The 24,865-nt window shown below is 72.9% G+C and carries 1 protein-coding gene (running past both ends of the window); it reads left to right on the top strand.

This entire window lies inside a single protein-coding gene on the top strand: locus ACZ4WQ_RS42575, encoding a lonely Cys domain-containing protein. The 61,656-nt coding sequence extends 11,522 nt beyond the window's left edge and 25,269 nt beyond its right edge, so the window shows coding positions 11,523-36,387 (codon 3,841, partial, through codon 12,129, complete); the first complete codon in view begins at position 2. Both codon boundaries (start and stop) fall beyond the window edges.

The raw sequence follows: 24,865 nt of genomic DNA, 5'->3' as shown, positions 1-24,865 counted from the left end.
CGCCATCAACAGGGCGGCGTTCTGGCTCGGGAAGGTCGAACCGGTCATCCCCGGCGAGCGCCAGTGGTACATGCGGATGTACGCACAGCGTCCCGGCGAGTCTGTGCATGACGTCTACGCGGGCCTGTTGAGCGAGGCCCCCTCGCGGATGGTCAACCCGATCACCGGCGTGGTGCTCCGCGGCCACGAAACAGACCCGGTGCCCATCACCTTCGCCAGTGGGGTCACGGAGGCGCCCGCCGACGCCGCCAACATCGTCAGGTACCCGGCGAGCGTGGCGGCAAGGGCCGGGGTGTGGAACACCGATCACCAACTGCCGCTGCCGAGACTGGAGATCACCTACGAGAGGGGCGGCCGCGGGTCCGTCAAGGCCGGGAAGGCGCGCGCCGCGGCGATCGAGGCGTTGTACAGGAGCCATCTGGACGCGGAGTTGGAGCGGCTCCAGGAGGGTTCGCCGGGACAGCACATCACCGCCGACGACTTCACCGTCGAGGTCGTCGAGCACCGGGGCGGCCGGTCCGGTACCGGACCGGGCCTGGACACGCTGACCCTCACGCTCGACGACCGGCGCGGCGGCCCGCGCCAGGTGGCCACCCGCGGCCCCGGCCGCCCGGGCATGAGCGCTGCGGACGCCGTCCCCCCGGCCCCGGCTCCGGCCCCCGCCCCGGCCCTGGTTCCGGACGGCGACCGGCCCGGGTCCACGTCCGTTCTCACCGGCCCGTCGACGGACAGCCTGCGCGCGATCCGCCCGTACGACCGGGAGTCGGGCGGCCTCGACCGGCCGTCGGAGGCCGACGAGCGGCGGCTGCACGACGTCTTCCCGGTCGATCTCGACGGCGCGTACCAGCGCTTCCCCGACCCGCGCGGCGCCCACTTCGGGCTGGCCGCGCCCGTCCGCAAGCTGAACCGCAGGCTCCCCTACAACACCCTGTTCACCGACGCCGGCGGCGCACCGTGGGTGCGGCGCCTCAACGGCGGCTGGGCCGACCCGGCGCGCCAGCTCAACTGCCTCGACGTGGCCCGCTCGGCACTGGTGTCCTGGTTCGGCCGGCCCACCGCGGCCGCGCCCGTCCAGGCCCCGGGGCCCGGACGCAGGCTTGAGGTCGAGCGGGACAGCATGCAGCGGACCGCCCGCTGGCTGGGCACCGGATGGCGGTTCCACGCCGAGGACCCGGGCACCAGCGCCCACACGGCCACCGCGAACGCCGTCCGCGCCGTCGAGCGGCGGCTCGGCCGGGGCGACGCCGAGCGCCACGGCTCGGCGGCGATCCTCCGCTTCCAGCGGCCGAACGGCACCGTTCACGCGGTCAACGCCTTCAACCACGAGGGCCGCATCGACTGGGTCGACGGCCAGTACGGGCGCGTGAGCGACCGCCCCCTTTACGAGGGCCACAACTTCCTGTCGATCGAGTTCGGCCCCGACGGCCGGCCCATCGACCCGGTGCCACTCTCCGACGGTCCCGGCCATCAGACGACCGTGCGCACGCCCCGCGGCCCGGAGCGCCTGCCGCTGCCCGGCGCGCTCACGGCGCCGTCCTCCCCGGCGTCCACCCCGGAAGTGACCCCGCCGTCCACCCCGCCGTCCACCCCGGCAGTCGCCCCGACGGCCGCCGGGCGGGCCGGGCCCTCCACCGCCCGCCCGCCCCGGCAGTCCGAGCTGTTCCTCGACACGCCGTCGCCCCACAAGTCGGCCGTCGAGGGAGACCGGCCCGCCGTACGCCGCCGCTCCGCGACGATGCCCGCCCCCCGTAACACGATGACCTTCTCCGCCGACCAGAGCCCGTCGCACGTCAAGGCGGACCGGGACGCCGGGAGATGGCGGAACCCCCTGCGGCGGATCGACACCTTCGGGGTCTTCGGGCGCCCCGGCTCCGCCGCGTCCCCGACGAGGGACTCGGCGCCCTCCCCGCGCCCCGGGAGCGACCAGGCCCGCGAGGGTTTCGAGCGCGTGAGCTCCGGATCCTCCCTCTCCGGCTCTTCCAGCCAACGGGCCGGGCTGGCCCATGTCCAGCAGCCGACCCCGCCGTTCCCCGGGGCACAGATCGACGACGAGCTGATGGACCGCCGCCCGCCGCGGGTGGACCGCGCCCTGCTGCCCCCTCCGGTCGTCCAGCGGGTCAGCAACTTCGCCGACGACAGCCGCATGCCCGCGTACGTCGACGGCCTGCTGCCGTTCTCCACCGACGGCACACCGGAGGAGGAGGCCGAGGACGCGCTGCTCGCCTTCGGCCAGGGCCACCCCTACCTGCGCGGCCCCGACACCGCCGCGCGGGCCGTCACCGACCTGCTGCGCGGCGAGGACGAGGAGACCCGGCCCGTCGACACCAAGGAGCCGCGCCACCCGGCGCGCTCCGGCGACATCGACGTGGGCGTCGAGCACCGGCTGCTGCGGGCCATGCGGGAACAGCCGCGCACCTTCGCCGGCGACGGCCGGGAGTTCACCTACCGCGCCGAGTCCGGGCGGCTGCGCACGCTGCGCGTACGGATCCGCAACTACGGCGCCTGGGAGAGGTTCGCCGACAGCACCGGGCCGACCAAGATCGACAACCAGTACCGCGCCAAGACCACCGTCGGCGGCAGCAAGGTCCTCAGCACCACCCGGCAGATCGGCCCGGCCGTGCCGATCGGCCCGCTGCCGTTCGCCTTCGCCGCCTTCGGCCGGCTGGGGATGCGGTTCGCCCGCTCCCACGACACCGCCTACACCATGCAGGACGACGTGGTGAGCCAGGGGGAGACCAAGGCCGACGACCACTCACACGTCCACATCGACGACGTGTACTACGAGGTGACCGTCACCGACGCCCTGCCCCCGCGCCCCGCCAAGGAGGGCGTCCTCGGCACCCGGTGGCGCGCCAGGCCCGCCAGGACCAGCGCCCCGGACTTCACCTCCGGCGTGCCCCTGCGCGACGGGCTCGGTCTGCGACTGGCGGACACCCTCACCGAAACGCAGGAGACGGTCCGCACCCCGCAGCGGATGCAATTGGGCCCCGAGTCCGACTACCGGGTCGTCACCACCGTGGGCTACGGGCCCGTGGAGGAGATCCGGGACTGGGCGGTCAACCGGGTCGGCGCCGAACCGGGCACCACCGCCCACGACGAACTGTCCGCGTTCTTCTCCACCGGCAACTTCGACCAGATGGCGGAGCGGCTCTCCCGATCCGTGGTGCCGGGCAAGCCGCTGTTCGCCGACGACAAGAAGCGCACCCCACTGGGCGCGTTCGTCATCCCGCGGGTCGTGCCGGGGAGGGCCGTCCTGGCCAACGAGAGCGACAAGGCCAAGCTGGCCCAGACCGGGCAGCTGACGAAGCAGAACACCCGCAAGCAGACGAGGGCGCACACCCTGGAGTTCTTCGGCGTCGTGGGGCCGACGTTCAACCTGCCGGTGGTGGACGTGCTGAACCTGATCCCCGGCTTCATGGAGAAGATCAAGCCGCGCTTGCAGTTCGGCCCGGGCGGACGCCGGGGACACACCCGCGGGCGGTACCTGACGGTCGGCGGATCCGGCGCGGTCAAGTCCGCCATCCAGACCACGAAGACCGCCACCGATCTGTACCGGGTCGAGAAGACCGTGTACGTGCTGAAGACCGGGGACACCGAGCCGACCGCGTTCCGCACCTGGAGCCTGGACTGGATGACGCACCGGGAGGCGCGCCGCCTGGCCGGCCTGGACGACGGCACCACCCTCGCCAAGCGCGACGGCCGGGAGCCGTACGCCCCGGCCTATCTGACCGAGGACCACCCGCCGACCCTCGGCATGAGCCGGGTGGTGCAGTTCCTGTACCCCGACGGCCGGTACACCGACCGTACCGCGTCGGGCGACAGCCCCGCGGACACCCGGCTGGCCACGATCACCCGGCAGGTGGTGGCGGCCCTCGCCCGCGAGTTCCCCGGGATGATCGCCCCGCTCGAAGACCTCGGTGACCCCGACGACAGCAGGTGGCGCAACCACGCGCACTACCAGATGGTGCTGCACAACGTTCTGACGGTGTACAACGCGCTGTCCTCCCACCACGCCATGGAGGGAAACCTGGACGCGATGAGAACCACCGGCCTGCGCGTCCCCCTGCAGGACCCGGGCCGGTTCACCCGCGGCCACCGCTACATCCGGCTCTACGCCGACATGACCGGCCGCCGCTTCGAGGGCACCATCGACAACCTGCTGACGCGCAGCTCCCCCGGCGTCACCAACGCCGACGGCGGACGGTACGGAGCGCGGAGCACGGAGGCCACGTTCGAGGCCCTGTTCTCGACCATCGACGCCGGCGCCACCGACGAGCGCGGCGCCCCCGCGCACTCCGTCACCGCACAGTTCGGCTACCGGGGGAACTGGCAGGAACGGGCGGAGACCCCCTTCGGCTCCACCGCGTCCGCCGAACCGTCGGCGGACACCACCGAACCCGCGCACCTCTACAGCTACGACCTGTCCATCACGGTGAGCACGGGCGGCTACTGGCGGTTCCGCAGCCTGCTGCGCGGCATCACCTCGCTCGGCCTGCTGGGCACCCAGCTGTTCGTCTTCCGCGCCCCGCGCCGCGGCCTGGTCCCCCCCATACGCGCCAAGGTGCTGCTGGCCGTCCCCGCCGAGCACAGCCCGGACACCGACCCGCACGCCCCGGGCGCGGCCAACCCCTACCGGGGCCCCGACCGGGTCACCCAGGGCACCCTGTCCGTCCGCGAGACCAGGGACCTGGTGGACCGCGCGCCCACCGCCCCCATCCACCCCCAGGAGCCGGGGCCGCTGGACGGGCAGCCGCACCAGACCGTCTCCGTCCTGGCGCCGCCGCACGGCGAGGGCATCATGGACGCCGTCCTGGAGGAGGCGTCCCAGGGGCGGTGGCACCTGACCTACGAGGGGGCGCCCGCGCACGACGCCGCAGTCCGCACGCACCAGCCGCAGCTTCTGACGGCCAACTTCGACCAGACCGCGACACCGCTGGGGCTCCGCGCCACGGGCCTGTTCAGCAAGGGGCCGTACCTGGACTGGCTGGCGACGGTCGTCCACCGGATCCGGGTCACCGGGCTGCGCGCCCTGGGACGGCCCGAGCCGGTGAAGGCCTCGGTGACGGTCGGCGCAAGCACCGCGATGACCGGCACCCAGACCAAGTCCTCCAGCCATTCCGCCGGTGTCAGCTTCGTCTACGGCCAGTCCCACTCCGCGGGGCCGGGCCTCACCGGCAACTACGGGGCGGTCTGGCGCCCGTGGGTGCGCTCGGAGAGCGAGACGGAGACCGTCACCCGGACCGTCACCACCGACACCTCCTGGTCGAACTCCGACTACCAGGTGCTCACCGCGGGCGACGCCGAGCACCAGGTCGCGGCCTATGTACGCTCCATCGGTCTGCTGAAGCCGGTCGGCAGGCTCCTGCTGCAGAAGGGACGCCACCGGGCCGGACGGTGGCAGCGGATCACGGGCGGCTGGCTCGGCCACATCCCGGAGCGGACCGCCGCCGAGATGGGCCTGATCCGCGACGGCCTCGGCGCCGGGCCGATGTACGCGGACCGGACGTGGTCCCTGCCCGGCTGGCTGCGCCGCCACCCGTTCGCCCAGTACCCCGTCGACTCCCTGAACGTCACCGAAGCCCTGACCGCCTTCGACCAGAAGCTGGACGACCTCGGCCACGACCTCGACAGTGCCGGCCGGGAGGCGGTCCGCCGGCTGGTGTCGGGCCGCGTCGCGCGCGCACTGCGCCGGGAGATGATCGGAACCGGCTCCGCACTCCCCGCCAGGATCGGCGGCCCGGGGTGGAAGAAGGTCCGGATCGGCAAGCGGGACGTACGGGTACGGGCCCGGCTCATACCGGTCGAGGACGGGCAGGACTTCGACCGGCTGTGGCCCGGCGCCGAGCTGGGGGAGTCCCGTACGGCCGTGGAGACCCGTACCCGCGCGTTCGAGCAGGGCCGCGGCTCCGACGCGGGCACGACCATCACCGAGGGCGTGCGCACCGACAACCCGTCCGTGCCGACGGCGGGCCCGTCCCTCGCCGAGTTCGGCTCCAACCGCCAGATCATCTCCGGCTCCTCGGGCATCTCCCTCACCCGGTCGCGGAAGGCGACCACCAAGGGGCCGCACGCCCAGTTCACCACCCGCTACCGGCTGGAGCTCACCCTGGAGATCGGGCGCACCCGCGGGGACATGCCGCGCGACTCGGACGCCTCCCGGATCTCCCACGAGCAGGACGTCGGCACGCTGAAGGACATCATCCCGCTCAGCCTGCTGCGGCCCGACCCCGCCGACGACGGCCAACCCGGCGCCGCACCGGACCCGTTGCGCCCGCCGGAGCCGGTGGACGAGCCGCCCGCGGTGAACGTGCTGACGTCGGCCACCAGCCGTATCCCGTCCGAGGAGCTGTGGGACCGGGTGCTCGCCTGGCGCTCCGTCCCGCAACCCGACGGCGGCGAGGCGCCGTTCGAGATGCCGTCCAACGGCTTCGACGTCCGTGCCGTCATCGGCGCCGAGGGGGTCGAGGCGGCGGGGCTCCTCGCCCTGGCCAAGGCGTACGACAACCGGCTCGCCCAGGTGTCGGGGCAGCTGACCGGTGACGCGCTCGAAGAGGCCCTGCGCTGGGCCCGGCTGACCCCGCTCACCGCCGAGGGCACCGGCGCCGCGCAGGTGCTGGAGGACTCCTCCGGCAACGTGGCGCTCAGCACGTTCGCCGAGGACGCGACGGGGGACAGCGGCTACCACACCGCGGGTATCACGGAGAACAACATCCTGGACTCCGCGACCGGCAACCTCGCCCGCTACATGCGGCCGGACCTCAGTGGCGCCCAGCTGCTGACGGTGGCCGACGGCAGCGACATGGAAGCCGCGCAGCAGCACACCCACAACGACACCGCGAACACCAACTACGGCGGCGTCACGGACACCGCCATCGGCGGCTTCCCGCTGATCAAGACCCAGCCGCTCGGTACGGTCAACCTGGGTGTGAGCGGCACCGGCGCCAACGCGCAGGACTCCGACGGCCAGGCCATCACCAACGAGCAGGTGCACCAGACGAAGGTGAAGCCCACCACGGGCCGGATGTTCGCGTTCGCCATCCCCACCGCCTGGCTGACCGTCGCCGAGGTCGACCGGCAGCTCAAGGACAGCCCAACCGCCGCCTGGGTCCGTGAGCACCTGATGGGCCCGTTCGGCGGGGTCAAGCCGGGCATCCAGGCCGTGGAGACCCAGACCCAGATCATCGCCTGGGTACGCGAGGACATCGCACGCCAGCTCGGACTGATCACCGACGAGAACTTCCCCGAGCAGGTCGCCACGGCGTGGGACAAGGTCAGCGAGGCGGCGAAGGCCCTGACCGAGGCGGACCAGGAGTACTGGCGCCTGCGCCGGGACGTCCCCGACCTGGACAAGGCCGTGAACGAGGCCGAGGCGGAGTACGCCCGGGCCCGGCGGAACCGCTCCGCGGCCGAGCGCGCCGAGCGGGCCGCCAAGCGCAGCGCCCGCCACCACTACCGCGCCGCCGAGGCGGCCGCGGACGAGGCGGCGAGGGGGCCCGCGGCGGAGTTCCGCGAGGGTGTCCGGGACCGCCTCCTGGCCGCCGAGGAGGAGGCGGCGGCGAAGGCCCAGGCCGTCCGCGACGCCCTGTGGGCACAACTCCTGGAGACCACCGCCGGGCAGCCGGAGACCGGGCAGACGCAGCCGGAGGCCGAGCAGACCGAGGAGCGGTGGACCGCCGCGGACCAGCGGCTCGCCGAGGCCCGCGAGGAGCAGGCCGCCGCCGACCGCCTCGTTGCCCGCATCCGGCAGGACGAGCGGGACTGGCTCGTCACCGAGGCGCGGCGGGTGCACGAGGAGGTCACCGGCGGGGCGGCCCGGCGCGTGGTGAGCGCTGACGACGCCGTCCAGGCCGCCCACCACACCCTGCGCACGGCCGAACGCGCCCGGGACACCCGGCTGGCGGAGCTGGCCAAGCAGCGCACGACCGCCGAGACCGCCGCCGACACCCTGCACCGTCTGCACGGCGAGACCATCCGGCTGACCCGCTGGCACCAGCTGCCCGACGACCCGCGCAGCGGCGAGGAGGGCGCGGTCCGCACCCGCGCCGGGGTGCCCGAACCCCGGCTCACGAGCGGAGAGCTGACCGGCGGAGAGCTGACGGGCCGGACAGGGACCGCAGTCCTGGAGACGGTCACCGAGGAATCCGAGGAATCCCCGGTCTACACCCCCGCCACCGTCCTTGATGACGGCTCGCCCGCCCTGACCTCGCCCGAGGGCACCACCCACCCGCTGCGCGACGTGCCCGAGGACGGCAAGTCCTTCTACCACGCGTTCATCGCCGCCCACGGCGGGATCACCGACGACGCCGACACCCTCCGCGGCCGGTTCGCCGAAGCACTGGCCGCCCTCCCCGACGACTCCCCGCTGCTGGCCTACCTAGCCCCGGACGAGAAGGACACCTTCAGCGCGGCCGAGGTCGAGGCCGCCGGGCTCGACCTGGGCACCGGCACCCCCGAGCGCCGCGAGTTCGACGCCTTCGGCGTGATCCCGCACTCGGCCGGGGACCAGCCCACCCCCGACCGGCGCCACCAGCCGCTGACCCCGGCCCAGCGCCGCGGCCTGGCGGCCGCGCAACTGCGTCGCCTGGCCGCCCACGTCGACAAGCAGACCTGGGACAACGCCGCCGCCGACCTGCTGCCCGCGCTCGCGGCCCGGATCCATGGCACCGTCGTCCGCGTCGTCCGCGAGGACGGCAGCTTCCTCGACTACGCCCCGGACCCCGAACCCCTGCCCGACGACGCCCCCGGCGTCGTACTCCACCTCGCCGACGAGCGCTTCCGCGCCGTACTGCCGGACGAGGTGGAAGCGGGACCGGCCGCCCCCGCCCCGGCCACCCCCGACGAGCCCCCGGCGGACGACGCGCTGCCCGCCCACGCCCACCGCCCGTGGACCTGGGAGGGCCTGACCGACGACGAGTCCGAGCCGGAGCCCAAGTACGACGCGGCATCGGACCTCAACCGGCTGACGGACCCCGACGGTTACGCGCACCGGCTCGTCGTGCCACCCGGCGACGGAAACCGCTTCTACGCCGCCCTGGCCATGGCCATGAACGCGGCCGGGCTGCGCCTCCCCGACGGCGGCGAGTACCAACCCGACCACCTGTCCTGGTCGGCCTACCTGCCGCTGCCCAGCACGGCGCGGCTCGACCCGCGGGCGACCTTCCGCGCCGAGGAGCTGGCGGGGGCCGGGATCGAGGGAGCCGGGATCGCGCTGACGGACGCCCAGCGGCGCGAGTTCGAGCGCGGCGGCGGCCGGCTGCCCCTGCTGCCTCTGCCGCTGACCCGGCGGCAGGAGGAAGGCCTCATCAGGGCCCAGCTGTTCGCGGCCCGGCGGTGGAACCGCCCCACCGCCCTGCTCGCGGCGGAACTCCTCGCCCGCCACGCGGACCTCCACCTGACCCTGGTGCACGAGAACGGCACGATCGACACCTTCGGGGTGGCGCTCGGTGAGAACGCCAGGAACGCCGTGACGGTGTACGAGCGCGGCGACGAGTACCTCGCCGCGCTGCCCGAGGGCGACCGCAACCCCGGCGCCCCGCGCAACCACCGCACCACCAGGCCCCCGCAGCCGCCCCGCAGGAACACGCCCCCGGCGATCGTGGTCCTCGCGCCGGACGGGCCGGAGGGCGCGAAGGGCGAGCCGAAGGCGCCGCCGGCCGACGACGCCCTCGGCCCCCGGAACGAGATCCCTCCCGTCCAGGACACCGCTGCCCCGCCTGCCCGGTCCGTCGAGCCCGCAGAGCCCGCAGAGCCCGCGGCAGTGCCGCCGCCGGACGGCCCCCCGGCGTCGGCCGAGGACCCGGCCCGCGACGACAACCTCTACGACAGCGACTCGTACGACGGCGATCCGTACGCCGCCGCCCTTGCCGAGTTCGACGCCCTGTCCCGCCTGCACGGCCTGTCCGGCCTGTACGCCGCACACGGTCCTGACACCGCACGGGAGGTCCTGCGCAGGCTGGACACCCTGCGGGCGAAGGTCCCGGAACTGGCCGACGGGCCGCTGGACCTGGACGCGCTCACCCGTCACGTGCTGGACCCGGACGGGTACGGGCCCGTGACCGCCGACGAGCGCGCCGAGCTGTTCCGCCTGGCACTGGACGCGGCGGACAACACGCCCAGCCTCGCGGTGCTGGCCGGGCTCCACCTCGCGCGCCAGGGCGTCTTGGGCGTCTGGGACCACGGCGGCGACGCCGACGCCTTCGCCGCCCGCGTCCTGCATCTGGACCGCCCCGACCCCGAGCGCCGCGGGGAGCTGTACCGGCTGGTGAACCGGGCACGGGACGCCGGCCGCGACATCGGCAGCACCGTGGAGCTGGGCGCGTTCCATCTGGAACGCGAAGGGATGCTGGGCTCGCACACCCTCCTGCGGGACACCGGGGACCGGGCGTTCGGCCGTCACCTGGACGGACCGGGCAGGGACGGACTGGACTTCGACCCGAGCCGGGTCACCCTGGTCCGGCACCGGCCCGACGGCACGATCGACCACGCCTCCTCGGGCTCCGCGCCCGCGCCCTGGCACCGGCCCGGCGGCCCGGCGCCCTGGGTGATCCGGGCGCGCGGCGACCTCGGCTCGGACCTGCTGTCCGGAGTGGTGCCGGCGGAGGACGCCGCCGCCCTGCTCTCCCACGACCCCCAGGTGCGCGCGCTGCCGCCGGGCGCCGAGATCGTCTGGCTGCTCCCGGACGCGGATCCCGCCGAGGCAGGGGACGCCGTTGACGGCCTTCTCCTCGCGACCAGCCTCGCGACGGGCCACCTGGCGCGGACCGCGTACGGCGAGGCCGACATCTACCAGGACCGGGACACCGGCAGGCTCACCCTCGCCCTGGGGCGGGGCGCGGCGGGTCGGCCGCACACGGCCGAAGACTGGGTCTCCATCGCGCCGGTCACGCACCCCGCCCCGGCGCCCGCGCCCCGGGTGTGGAGCCGCGCGGAACTGACGGTCCTTGTGGATGGCATGGCGGAGGGGCTGCCGCCCGGGGGTGTGTCGGAGCGGCGGTGTCTGGAGTTGTTGGGCGCGTTGCGGGATGAGTTGCATCCGGACGTGTTGCTTCCGTCGGGTGTGCGGGCCGGGGGTGTGGTGGATGAGTCGGTGCTGGACCAGGGCCCGCGCTCCCGTCTGGTGCGGGGTCCTGGGTGGGGTCGGGTGGGGTCGTGGGGTGCGGTGGAGGAGGCGCTGGAGAAGGCGCGGCTCGCGGGGCCGGGTTCGGTGGCGTTGGTGTTGGCGCGGCGGCCGGGGTCGGTGTCGTTGGAGCGGGGGCGGCGGCCGGAGGACGGGCTGGGGCATGCGTTCGCGGCGTATCACACGGCGGATGGTGTGGTGTGGGTGGATCCGTCGAAGCCCGAGGGGAGCCGGGTGTCGGATGTTCCGCCGAAGGTGGGGCTGTTGTTTGACGCGCGGGCGGTGGTGGTGGGCCCGTCCGGGCGGGTGGTGGTGGACGCGCTGCAACCGTTCGCGGAGTCGTCGTCGGTGGCGCACGCGATGCTGGACGGGGCGGTGCGTGATGAGTACGGGGCCAGTGGCCCTGAGATCGAGTACCGCTATCCGCTCGCTATCGCCCCCCTCCCCGCTGAACTTATGCGGAGGCTCAACATCCCCGTCTCGGAGGCCACGGGCAGGCCCGATCTCACGAAGGTGGTGCTGGCGTACGGCCCCGGGATCAAGATCGTCGTCGACAAGGCCCCCCTGTGGCGCCACCCCGACTTCCCGATGCCCTTTGACATGGCGGCCCAAGTGCCCCCGCAGAGCGTACGGGGCTCTGGCGCCATCACGGAGGTCGTCGGTGATCCGGCGGCCTTGGTCCCGGGTGAGCGGTGGCAGTCGCTGGAGGAGGCGAGGGCCCGGCGGAGGCTGGTGCGTGACCGGCTGGCGCGGTTGGGCACGATCGAGCGGGGCGGGCGGCCGAGGCCGCTGGTGGAGCTTCTGGGTGATCTTCCCGGGTGGGAGATCACCGAGGTCGGCCGGGCGACCACGATCTATCCCCTTGCCCCGGGCCACAACGGCCGCTCCTACGCGCAGTTCTCCCTGGGTACCCCCGCGGTGGGCCTCAGGATGCTCCATGACCACGCCCTGGATCGGGCATGGCCCAGAGAACTGCTCCTTCTGACCACGACGGGGAGGGACTTCGGGCGGCGGGTCGCCGGGGAGCTGGCGAGCAGGATCACTGGCCGTGGTGAGGTGCCGGTGGAGCTGGTCGCGTTCTTGTCGGCCATTCCGGATGTGGACGAGGTCTGGGGGTACGCGTGGCGGGCGTTCACCCACGTCGCTGCCAGGCCGCTCACCGTCACGCAACCGCAACTGCTCAAGAACTGGCTGGCGGTGGCGTCGCGGCACGCGTTCGACAGTGACCGGCGGGCTCTGCGGCCTGGTACGCGGGGCTTCCTTGAAGAGCATCATGACGGGCTCAGCGCGGTCGCCCACGACATGCTGAAGGTCGAAATGGAGCGCCATTTCCGGCTCTTCAGCCCGGGCGGAGTCGTTTCGGACGGGTTCTTCGACTTCGTGGTCCGCGATCCCGGGGAGACCCGCGATGTGCCGTCCCCGCGCGAGCAGCTGACCGCCGCGCTGACGGGGCGTACGTCCCAGGGGAGGCGGATCGGCTCGCACGAGTCGGTCGGCATGGACGAGTTCCCGGCCCTGGACACCAGCGGCGGCCGGCTGCTGGTCGCGCTGATGGTGGACGAGTTGCGGGGGTACGGGTTCGACGACAGGACCATGACCGAGGAGCAGATCGAGCAGGCAGACGCCGAGTTGGCGGAACTCGGCAGGGCGATGTACGAGCGGGCGGTGGCGGCCTCGGTTCCGCTGTCTCCCGACGTGCTGAGCCGGTCGGTGGAGCGGATTCTGGACGATCCGGTGGTCCGGGGGTTCGCCCCGTTCATGTCCCTGCTCGTCGGCGGCGTCCCGCAGGTGGAGGGCCCGAACCAGCGCGTGCTGACCATGGCGAACGGGATGGTCGTGGCCGGCGCCCTGGGCCGTTATGCCCTGGGACACGTCCGGTTGTCCCCGGACAGTCCGGTGTATCGGCTGGCGGCCGAGGCGGTGGAGAAGGTGGCCGTTCTCCTGAAGACCGGGACCGTGCCTGTCGGGGAGCGTGCGCGCGTCGACGAAGCCGTCATGAGCGCGGAGATGGCGTTGACGGCCGTCCGCGAGTTGCCGGCACCGGCCGTGATCGAGTGGCCGGCGGAGATCGAGGCGCTGGACGGGACCCGGGTTCCGGTGGATCAGGTGTCGCAGGTGCAGCACCGGAACGCCTCGGATGTGCAGGTGGGGGTGGAGCTGCGGGGGGATGGAGCAGCCGGATCGTGGCGGCGTCGGCAGGGGTCCTACGGTCTGCTGCCGGAGGTGGATCACTTTACGGAGGTGCGGTGGGATCCGGAGGAGGGCAACGGACACCGGGCATCGGCGGTGGTGGCGGAGGGCCCGCGGAAGGAGGCGCCGTTCCACAAGGTGTTCCTGGTCGGTGTGGCCGGGGACGGGACCGCGGCACAGTTGCCGATCCAGGATGGGTCGATTGTGTCGTTCGGCTACGAACGGGTGGTGGACTATCTCTTCGCGCGTGTCCCGGCGTTGACGGCGGCGTCGAGGGATACGGCTGTGTGGTGGGCGGGTGCGGATGTGGCGGGTCCGTATGCGCGTGGTCGTGATCCGCTTCAGTGGCCGGTGGCGGGTCAGGTGCTGTCCAACCGCTTTGACCGGTGGTTGTGGACCTCTGCTCTGGGTGGGGAGCCCGGGTTCGCCTCGCGCAGGGAGGCGGACGGCCACGGTGGGCAGCGGCGGGTGACGTGGCTCCGGCTGGAGGAGGGTGACTCGCCGGCGGGGTTCCGTCCGGAGCCGTCATCGGTCCAACTGGCCGTGTGGGCCGAGCGAGTGACCGGTGATCGGGGGCGGGCTGGAGATGTGGCGCGGTGGTGGCGGGCGGTCCGGCTGGTGTACGGGCCGCTGCTGGAGGACGCCGAGGCGGCGTTCGAGGCTCTGCTGCATGGTTTCCACGCGTTGGATCAGTGGCGGGCGCGCAGGGGGGATGCTTCCCCGCTGACCTGGAGTGGTCTGCTGGATGTGGTCAACCCGTACATGGAGGCGGTCAACGCGCACGTCTCCGAGTCCGGGCAGGCCCCGCTGAAGTGGTGGCAGGCGCTGCTGTTCACTCTGGTGTCGGCCGCGGGTGAGATCGGGATGGAGCTGGAGCTGTCCCGCCTCGGCCTGACGCCGCAGTATGCCCCCGTGCGGGCGTGGGAGCAGGCCCCGGAGTCCCCGGTGGCGCCCCGGGCGGGCACCGCCCATGAGCCCCCTGGCAGCCCCGAGCCCGGGGCTGCCAGGGGGGTCGAACAGCTCCCCGCCGCCCGGCCACTCACCGTGGACTCCGCCGACTCCGCCGACCAGGTCTTCGTCCCCGCGTGGAACGCGCACGCGGCGGCGCGGACCGCGTTCGCCGAGGCTGCCGCGGGGGCCGCGTCGGCGGAGCGGGCCGGGCGGGCAAGCGGCGAGGACACGCTGATGGCGGACCCGGACCCGGACCCGGACCCGGACCCGGACCTGGAACCGGACTTCTGGGCCGGGGTCGAGCGGGCGCGCGAGCGGCTGGAGGACGCCGAGGCGCGGCTGCGGGCTCTGGGTGTCCCGCTGGATGTCCTGGCCGGGGCGCGGGGTGCCGCTACCGGTGACGTTGCCGAGGCCCCGGTCGTGCTGCGGGACGACGCGCAACGCCGGTGGATCGCGGGGGAGTTGACCGAGGGGGATGTGGATCCCGTCGCGGAGCGGCTCGCCGCGAGCGCCGCCACCGGCCTGGACGAGGCCGACGTACGTGCCGCGGGCGTCACGCCGGTCTACGACCAGCAGGCCCAGATCCAGATGGCGCTCCGCGGGGACAGTGGAGACAACCGGGTGCCGGTGCACGCGCTCCCGCCGCTGGAGCTGGCCCGGGTGCTGATGATGCGGCCCGGCCCCTGGACGGACGCACTGGACGACGTGGCGGCGAACGCGTCGCGGCGGCTGTGGGCGTCGGCGTACGCGGACTTCGCGGGCGCGGCACCTGGTACGGCACCCGGTGGTGCCATGGAGACGGACGTCGCCCGGGCCTGGGCCGCCGCCGTCTCCTTGGTGCTGCCGGTGGAGCCGCACGCGGTGCTCGCCGACTCGCGGTACGCCGGGGACGGCTTCCGCAGCGCGGTGCGCCAGGTCGCCGATCACCTGCTGATGTGGGGACCGGACACGGAGGCCGCGCTGGGGTCCGCGGCGGAGCTGGCCGACATCCTGCGGCTCGATCTGGGTCTGCGGCGGCGCTGGGACGTGCCCGCCACGGACGGTGCCGGGCCGGGGGGCTCCGCTTCGCGGGTGTTCGCCGCGCCGGTCGCCGCGCGGGCGCCGGCCTCGTCTGCCCCGCTCGCCTCGCAGGCGCCCGCCCCGTCTGCGGCCGCGCCGGCTCCCGGGTTGCCGCCGTTGAGCGTGGTGGAGTTCGCGCCGGACGGGACGGGCCCGGCGGAACTGGAACGGCAGGCGACGGCCGGGATCACCCCCTCTTGGGACACGGTGGCCATAGAGCGGCTGGCGGCTCTGCACGACCGGGACCGCCGACTGCGGGAGAGCCCGTTCGATGTGGATGCGGCGGCTCGTCGTGTGCTGCACCTGCCGGCGAATGCGCCGGTGGACCAGGCGGTGCGTGCGGAGTTGTTCGGGCTGGTGTGGGCCGCCGAGGCGGCTGGGCGTGCGGACAGTCTGACGGCGCTGGGCGCATTCCACCTCGACCGGTTGGGGGCGGTCGGGCCGGACCACAGCAGCTACTTCACGATGGGGTGGAGCCAGATCCCGGGTGTCAGCTGGCTGGGTCCTGACGTGATGGGGGCGCTGGGCGTCCTGGAGCTCAACATGGACTGGAGCGATGTCCTCGTCCCGCAGCCGGATGGTTCCCTGGCGGTCGGCGGTCCCCGGCGGGCGACGCCGTGGCCGAAGGAGACGGTGCCGTGCGTCATCGCGGGTAACGGGCCTGGCGACATGGTGGCGGTGCGGCTGCCGGATGATTCGACGCGGGACGCGGATGTCGAGGAGCTCATCGAGCTCATGGCGATCGCCGTGGCTCGGGCGGGTCTGCCGCCGGGCACCCCGATCGTGGTGGCCGTTCCCTTCCTGGGTCAGTACGGCGTGTTCCTCCAGCAGTTCGCGGACCGTACCGGTCTGGAGGTGTGGGCGCACAGCGGTGAGGTGACGGTCAGCGCGTGGTCCGATGGGACGGGCAGCATCGACACGGTTGCCGGACGGCCCGGAGTTCCCACGGGCGACTGGGCCTCGTTCCGGCCGGGCCAGGGGCCCGTTCTCGACGAGAGCGTGCCCGACTGGTACCGCGATGTGCTGATGTGGCCGGTGGTCAGCGAAGCGACCGGAGAGGAGACCGGCTACGCCTCGTTCAAACCCGACAAGTACGCGCGGAATTTCGAGGAGACGGAGCGCGTCAGCGACCGGATGACGACGTTCATCCACTACAGCTTCCCCACGAACACCGAGGGGCCGGAGCTGGAGCTGCCGCGTCCGGGTCCCGAGGCCAGTCCGTTCTCCCAGGCCGACGGGTTCCGCCTCAGCGCGCATGCCATCCCGGGCTACATGGTGCTGGCGGTGCGGAGCGGGAACGGCGTGGTCAACCGCTATGTCGGCGAGGGTCAGGTGGTGGCGTGGGTGAAGTGGCTGGTGTCCCGGCGGCCCAAGGTCCGCTGGATCGACTTCTCCGACTGCTGGCTCGGCTCCCCCAAGGACAGCGACAGCCGGGGTCCCACCATGAGGAGCGTCTTCGACCCCGAGGTGTTCGTGGCCGATCCGCTGCGGGAGATCTCTGTGGCGCATCGCACCGCGAACGCGACGCGACTCTGGGCGCGTGCCTCCTACGGCCAGCTGTCGGATGGGGAGCGGCCCGGGACCAACGGGCGGAGGTGGGCCCTGTACTCCGATTCTCAGGGGCGGCCCCGGGGGTTTGCCCTGGAGCGGCCGGATCCGGAGGGTGCGGAGCTGGACCGGCTTGCGGTGGTGGCCGGGCTGCACTCGGGGAGTGGCCCGGTGTCGGCGGAGGAGCGGGAGCGGACGCTGATAGCGGTGCGGGCGCTGAAGGTGATGTTCGGGGTCTGGGTGGAGGACCGTGCGGATTTCGGGGAGCTGCTGCGTGGGGTGGCGGCGGTGGACGAGATGTGGCTGGCCGACCCGGAGTTCCGGCAGGTGGGCCCGCTGACGTTGGATCTGCTGCGGCGGGTGATCGCGGCGCATGCGGGGGCCGGGGTCGAGGTGGATCAGGAGGTCGCCCGCCGGGCGTTGGTCGCGGCGGCGACGGCGTGGGAGGCACGGCCCCGTGGCCCGCGGGGCGAACGCGTGGACATGCCGTGGGACTTCGTGGACCTGCCAGTGGTGCGGCTGGGCGCGCAGTGGGTGCTGGGCGATGAGGCGAGGTCCGAGGCCGCCATCGCCCTGAACCTGTCCAGCCCCGGTCCGTTGGGTGAGGCGGAGCGGTTGCGGATGCTGTGGGCGTGGGTCAAGGCCATGGACCTGCTGACCGCACCCGGTGTGGACGTGGACGCGCTCGCCCGGCGGGTGCTCCACCTGGACCCGGACTTCGACGTCGACCCGACGGAACGTGCGGAACTGCGGGAGACGCTCACCCGGGCGTTCGCCGTGGGGCGGGACGCGTCCGACACGGACGTTGCGGCCGCGTACGACCGGGAGGTGTTCGGGGCGTTCGACGACACCGGCAGCGCCACGGTCCTGGACGGGGTCCGGGGGAACGGCCGTGACTTCACGGGGGAGTCGTGGCCGGGGGTGAACCTTGCGCAGATCCATACGCCGGGCGGGCTGGTGGACGCGCCGTGGCGGAACCGGAACCGGAACCCGAACCGGCGGGCGCCCGCGTTCCTCCCCTACCTGCTGCGGGCCGATCTGGACCAACGGGATCCGGACACCATCCGACTGACCGTCCACGACCAGGTGTTCGAGCTGCCGGTCGGTGAGTTCTCGGAGCTGACAGCGGTAGACCCCGTACTGACAAAGCGGATGAATGGCGCCGAGGTCATCTTTTCGCACGCCGAGTGGGCTCCCGACGTCGGCGCGGTGGCGAAGCGGCTGGCGCAGCGGCTGGGCCGTCCTGTGTGGTGGACCGAGGACCCGACGGACCTGTCCGACACGGACGACCAGGGCGCGCCGGTGCTCACCGCCTTCGCCAGTGCGGACTCCGGCCCCGTCTGGCACCTGGCGGTGCCGGAGGCCCCGGCGGCACCCGTCCCGCCCGCCCCGCACCCGGTCCCGCGGCCGTACCCGGTCCCCGGGTCCACCGGGCCTGCCGCTCCCACGACGACCTCGGCTACGCCGGCTCTGCCCTCGGCGGTTTCGGCCTCGGCCGCGCGGGCTCCGTACGGGCCGGACGAGGACGGGACGGTGGCGCTCCACGGCGGCCAGGCCGCCGCCCCGGACTCCGCTCCCCGGGTGCTGAGCCGTGGGGAGCTGACGGACCGTGTGGATCGTGTGGCGGTGCGGGTGCCGCCGGGTGCGTCGGAGCAGCGGTGTCTGGAGTTGTTGGGTGCGTTGCGGGATGAGTTGCATCCGGGTGTGTTGCATCCTTCGGGTGTGCGGGCCGGGGGTGTGGTGGATGACTCGGTGCTGGACCGGCCGGGTGCGGCGTCCCGTTTGGTGGTGGGTCCTGGGTGGGGCCGGGTGGGGTCGTGGAATGCGGTGGAGGAGGCGCTGGAGAAGGCGCGGCTCGCGGGGCCGGGTTCGGTGGCGTTGGTGTTGGCGCGGCGGCCGGGGTCGGTGTCGTTGGAGCGGGGGCGGCGGCCGGAGGACGGGCTGGGGCATGCGTTCGCGGCGTATCACACGGCGGATGGTGTGGTCTGGGTGGACGCGTCGAAGCGCAAGGGGCACCGGGTGTCGATGGATCCGCCGGATGTGGCGCTGTTGTTTGACGCGCAAGCGGTGGTGGTCGGTCCGTCCGGGCGGGTCGTGGCGGACGCGCTGGAGCCGTTCGTGGAGTCGTCGTCGGTGGCGCACGCGATGCTGGACGGGTCGGTGCGTGATGAGTACGGGGCCTTCGGTCCCGAGATCGAGTACCGGTATCCGCTCGATATCGGTCCCCTCCCTGATGACGTTCTGCGGAGGCTCGGCATCCGCATTCCGGAGCCCCCGGACGAGCCCGATTTCATGAAGGTGGTGCTGGCGAAAGGCCCTGGGGTCAAGATCGTCGTCGACCAAATCCTCCAATGGCGCCACCCCGACTCCCCGATGCCTTTTGATTCTGCGTCCCAAGCGCCCCCAGGGAGCGAACGGGTCGTTATCTACATCCCGGAGGTCGTCGGTGATCCGGCGGCCGTGGTTCCGGGTGAGCGGTGGCAGTCGCTGGAGGAGGGGCGGGCCCGGCGGAGGCTGGTGCGTGACCGGCTGGCGCGGACGGGCATGGCCGGGCGGGGCGGGCGTCCGATGCCGCTGGTGGAGCTTCTGGGTGATCTGCCGGGGTGGGAGATCACCGAGGTCGGCCAGGTGACCACGGTCTTTCCCCTCGCCGTGGGCCACAACGGCCGCTCCTACGGGCAGTTCTCCCTGGGTAACGCCGCGGTGGGCCGCACGATGCTCTGGCACCACTCCCTCGATCGGACGTGGCCCAGGGAACTGCGGCATCTGGCCTGGGCGGGGAGGGACTTCGGGCGGCGGGTCGCCGGGGAGCTGGCGAGCAGGATCACTGGCCGTGGTGAGGTGCCGGTGGAGCTGGTCGCGTTCTTGTCGGCCATTCCGGATGTGGACGAGGTCTGGGGGCACGCGTGGCGGGCGTTCACCCAGGTCGCCGCCAGGCCGCTCAACGTCACGTACCCGCAACTGCTCAAGAACTGGCTGACGGTGGCGTCGCGGCACGCGTTCGACAGTGACAGGCGGGCTCTGCGGCCTGGTACGCGAGGCTTCCTTGATGAGCGCCATGATGGGCTCAGCGCGGTCGCCCACGACATGCTGCTCGTCGAAATGGAGCGCCATTTCCGGCTCTTCAAGCCAGGCGGGGGGGTTGTTCCGGAGGGGTTCTTCGACGTCGGGGTCCGCGATCCCGAAGCCGGTGATGTTCCGTCCGCGCGTGAGCATCTGACTGCCGCGTTGACGGGGCTGACGTCCCAGGGGAGGCGGATCGGCCCGTACGAGGCGGTCGGCATGGACGGGTTCCCGGCCCTGGACACCAGTGGCGGCCGGCTGCGGGTCCCGCTGATGGTGGACGAGTTTCGGGCGTACGGGTTCGACCACCGGTGGATGACCGAGGAGCAGATCGACCGGGCCGAGGCCGAGTTGGTGGATCTCGGCAGGGCGATGTACGAGTGGGCGGTGGCGGCCTCGGTTCCGCTGTCTCGTGACGTGCTGAGCCGGTCGGTGGAGCGGATTCTGGGCGATCAGGTGGTCCGGGGACTCGCTCCGTTCCTGACCCTGCTCGGCGAGGGCATCCCGCGGGCGGACGGCCCGAATCTGCACATTCTGACCGAGCTGGACGGGATGGCCGTGGCCGTCGCGCTGGGCCGTCATGCCCTGGGGCATGTCCGGCTGTCCGCGGACAGTCCGGCGTATCGGCTGGCGGCCAGGGTGGTGGAGACGGTGTCCGGGCTTCTGGCGGCCGGGGCCGTGCCTGCCGGTGAGCGTGCGCGTGTCGAGGTGGCGGTCCAGGGCGCGCGGGAGGCGTTGAGGGTCCTGCGTGAGGGGCCGGTGCCGCTTGCGATCGAGTGGAAGCGGGAGATCGAGGCGCTGGACGGGACCGGGGTTCCGGTGGATCGGGTGCTGCATGTTCAGCACCGGAATCCGCAGGATGAGCCGGTGGGGGTGTCGCTGCGGCGGGATGGGGTGTGGCTGGGGGATCAGGAGTCCTACGGTCTGCTGCCGGGGGTGGAGTACGTCACGCAGGTGCGGTGGGGGCCGGGGCTCGACGGCGCGGCCGGGACTCCGGCGGTGGTGGCGGAGGGGCCGTGGGAGAGGGCGCCGTTCGGCAGGGTGTTCCTGGTCGGTGTGGATGGGGATGGGACCGCGGCTCAGTTGCCAGTGCGGTCCGAGGACGGTTCGAGTGTTTCGGGTGTGGCGGTCGGCTACGCGGCGCTGGTGGCCTGTCTCTTCGATCGTGTGCCGGAGTTGACGGGGGCGTCGTGGGACACGGACGTGCTGGTGGCGGGTGCGGATGTGGCGGGTCCGCATGCGCGTGGCCGTGATCCGCTGGAGTGGCCGGTGGCGGGTCAGGCGCTGGCCAATGGCACCGGTTTTGACCGGGGGGTGTGGACTTCTGCCCTGGGTCTGGAGTTCGGGTTCGCCTCGGGTGTCGAGGAGGTGGCGGACGAGGACGGTGTGGTCCGGCAGAAGCCGGTGGTGCGGCTTCAGTTGGAGGAGGGTGACTGGCTGGCGGGGTTCCGTCGGGAGCCGTCGTCGGTCCGGCTGGCCGTGTGGGCCGAGCGGGTGACCGGTGACCGGGGGCGGGCTGGGGATGTGGCGCGGTGGTGGCGGGCGGTCCGGCTGGTGTACGGGCCGCTGCTGGAGGACGCCGAGGCGGCGTTCGAGGCTCTGCTGCATGGTTTCCGTGCGTTGGACCTGTGGCGGGCCGGCCAGGGCGATGTCTCCCCGCTGACCTGGAGCGCTTTGCGGGACCTGGTCAGCGCGTACTCCTTCGGGACCGGGCAGGCCATGCCGCTGGCGCAGGCGCTGCCGGTGTTCCTGTCGTGGGCCGCGGGTGAGGTCCGGGTGGTCCTGGAGCTGCGCGGCTTGGATCTGACGCCGCGGTATGTCGCTGAGCGGGCGTGGGAGGAGGCTCCGGAGTCCGCGGTGGCGGGCCGGGCGCTCGCCGCCCCGGAGGCGGCCGAGGGCTCCGGCGAGGTCGTGGCCCGGGGTGCGGTCGGGGTTTCCGGTGCGGACGGTGCCGGATCGCGGGCATTGGCGCCGAAGCGGGTGATGTCCATGCGAGGGGGCTGCATTTCGCGGTTCACCGCGCCGGTTGATCCGCAGACGGCCACACCACCCGTTCCGCTCGCCGTGCGGATTGCCGTGTCTCCGGCGGAGCGGCTGTTGGAGGCTCTGCACGGGCGGGACCTGCGGTTCCGGCGCGGCCGGTTCGACGTGGACGTGGTGGCCCGTCATGTGCTGGGTCTGCCGGAGGGCGCGCCGGTGGATCAGGCGGTGCGTGCGGAGTTGTTCGGGTTGGTGCGGGCCGCCGAGGCGGACGGGCGTGCGGGGAGTCTGGCGGCGCTGGGCGCGTTCCATCTGGAGAGGCTGGGGGCGAGCGGGTCGGCCCAGAGTGGCCACTTCACGCGGGGGGGACACCCGGTTCCGGGTCTGAACTGGCTGGGGGCGGACGCCCTGAAGCTGAACACGGACTGGAGCGATGTCCTTACGCCGCAGGCGGACGGATCCCTGGCGACCGGTGGCCCCGGGGGGATGACGCCGTGGCCGAAGAGGGAGTGGCCGTACGTCGTCGGGGCCGACTGGCGCGAGGACAAGAAGAAGGTGGTGGTGCGGCTGCCGGACGGTTCGACGCGGGACACGGACGTCGAGGAGTTCGTGGAGCTGGTGGCGGCGGATGTGGCGCGGGCCGGTCTGCCGCCGGGCACTCCGATCGTGGTGGCCGTTCCGTTCCTGGGCCGGTATGGCCCGTTGTTGCAGGAGCTTGCGGATCGTACGGGTCTGGTGGTGTGGCCGCACAGCGGTGAGGCGAAGGTCAGCCCGCTGCCCGGCGGGAAGGGCCGTATCGCCACGGTTGTCGGGCGGCCGGGGGTTCCCAAGGGTGCCTGGGTTCCGCTCCGGCCGGGCCAGGGGCCGGTGTTCGATGAGAGCGTGCCCGACTGGTACCGCGACGTGGTGATGTTCCCGATCGTCAGTGAGATGACCGGGGGGCGGATGGGCGACGCCTCGTTCGAACCCGCCGAGTATGCGGAGGACTTCGAGGAGGGCGACCGCCGCCTCGACCAGATGACGACGTACGTCGACTACAGATTCGCCTTGAAGCTCATTTCGCCGGAGCAGGATTTGCCGCGTCCGGGTCCCGAGGGCAGTCCGTTCCCTGAGAGCAGCGCGTACCGCATCAGCCTGCATGGCGTGCCGGGCTACATGGTGCTGTCGGTGTGGAGCGGGGACCGCGTGTACAACCGCTTCATCGATGAGAGTGAGGCGGTGGCCTGGGTGAAGTGGCTGGTGTCCCGGCTGCCCTGGAACCGCTGGATCGACTTCGCCTGCTGCTCCCTCGCGTCCCCCAAGGACAGCGACACGCCGGGTCCTCTCGCCCACGGATCCCTCTTCGACCGCCAGGTGTTCGTGGCCGATCCGCTGCGGGAGCTGTCTCTGGGGCAGCACATGGTGAACGGGGCGCGGCGCTGGGCGCGTGTCTCCTACGGCCAGCAGACGGAGACAAAGCTGTCGGCGAACGGCAAGTACGTGCGCACCCTGTTCGCCGATCCCCAGGGGCGGGCCCGGGATTGGGAGCTGCCGCGGCCGGAGCCGGAGGGTGCGGCGCTGGACCGGCTTGCGGTGGTGGCCCGGTTGCACTCGGGGAGCGGCCCGGTGTCGGCGGAGGTGCGGGAGCGGACGCTGATTGCGCTGCGGGCGCTGAAGTCGATGTTCGGGGTGTATGCGGAGGACCGTGCCGATTTCGGGGAGCTGCTGCGGGGTGTGGCGGCGGTGGACGAGATGTGGCTGGCCGATCCAGAGTTCCGGCGGGTGGGCCCGCTGACGCTGGATCTGCTGTCGCGGGTGATCGAGGCGCGTCCGGAGGCGGCGTCCGGGGTGGATCAGGATGTTGCCCGCCGGGTGCTGGCCGCGGCGGCGGCGTGGTGGGATGCACGGCCTCGTGGTCCGCAGGGCGGGCGCGTGGACATGCTGTGGGACTTCGTGGATCTGCCGGTGGTGCGGCTGGGCGCGCAGTGGGTGCGGGGGGGTGCGGCGAGGTTCGAGGCCGCCAACGTCCTGAGCCTGTTCAGCTCCGCTCCGTTGGGTGAGGCGCAGCGGTTGCGGATGCTGTGGGCGTGGGTCAGGACCATGGACCTGCTGGGCAAACCCGGTGTGGACGTGGACGTACTCGCCGTACGGGTGCTCCACCTGGACCCGAGCCTCGCCGTTGGCCGGTCGCAGCGTGAGAACCTGCGGACCCTGCTCACCCGGGCGTTCGCCGTGGGGCGGGACGCGTCCGACACGGACGTGGCGGCCGCGTACCACCTGGAGGTGAACTGGGCGTTCGCCGTCACCGACAGGGACACGGTCCTGGACGGGATCCGGGGGAACGGCCGTGACTTCACGGGGGAGTCGTGGCCGCGGGTGAACCTTGCGCAGATCCGTACGTCCGGCGGGCTGGTGGACGCGCCGTGGCGGAACCGGAACCGGAACCGGCAGGCGATCGAGCTGGACCTCTACCTGATGCGGATCGAACTGGACCCGCAGGACCCGAACATCATCCAGCTGGACATCGACGGCGACGTGTTCTGGATACCGGTCAGTGAGTTCCTGGAGCTGATGGCGAACGACTCCATCCTGCTAGCCAAGGGAAGGGGCACCGAAGTCGTCTTTTCGCACGCCCGGCCGGCTCCCGGCATCGACGAGGTGGCGAGGCGGCTGGCGCAGCGGTTGGGCCGTCCTGTGCGGTGGACCGACGACCCGACGGACCTGTCCGGCAAGGACGACCAGGGCGTGCCGGTGCTCACCGCGTCCGCCAGTGCGGCCTCCGGCCCGGTCTGGCAGGAGGCGAAGGTGGTGTTCCCGACGCTGCCCGTCCCGCCCGCCCCGCGCCCGGTCGCGGAGCCGTTGCCCAAGTCCGCCGTGGCTGCTGCTCCCGCGACGACCTCGACTGCGACGACATCGGCTCCGCCCTCGGCGGCTTTGGCCGTGGGGGCTCGCTACGGGGCGGGCGCGGCGGGGACGGTG

It is taken from the genome of Streptomyces sp. NPDC028305, from assembly GCF_055569495.1.
This window is presented reverse-complemented; position numbering and strand designations above follow the sequence as displayed.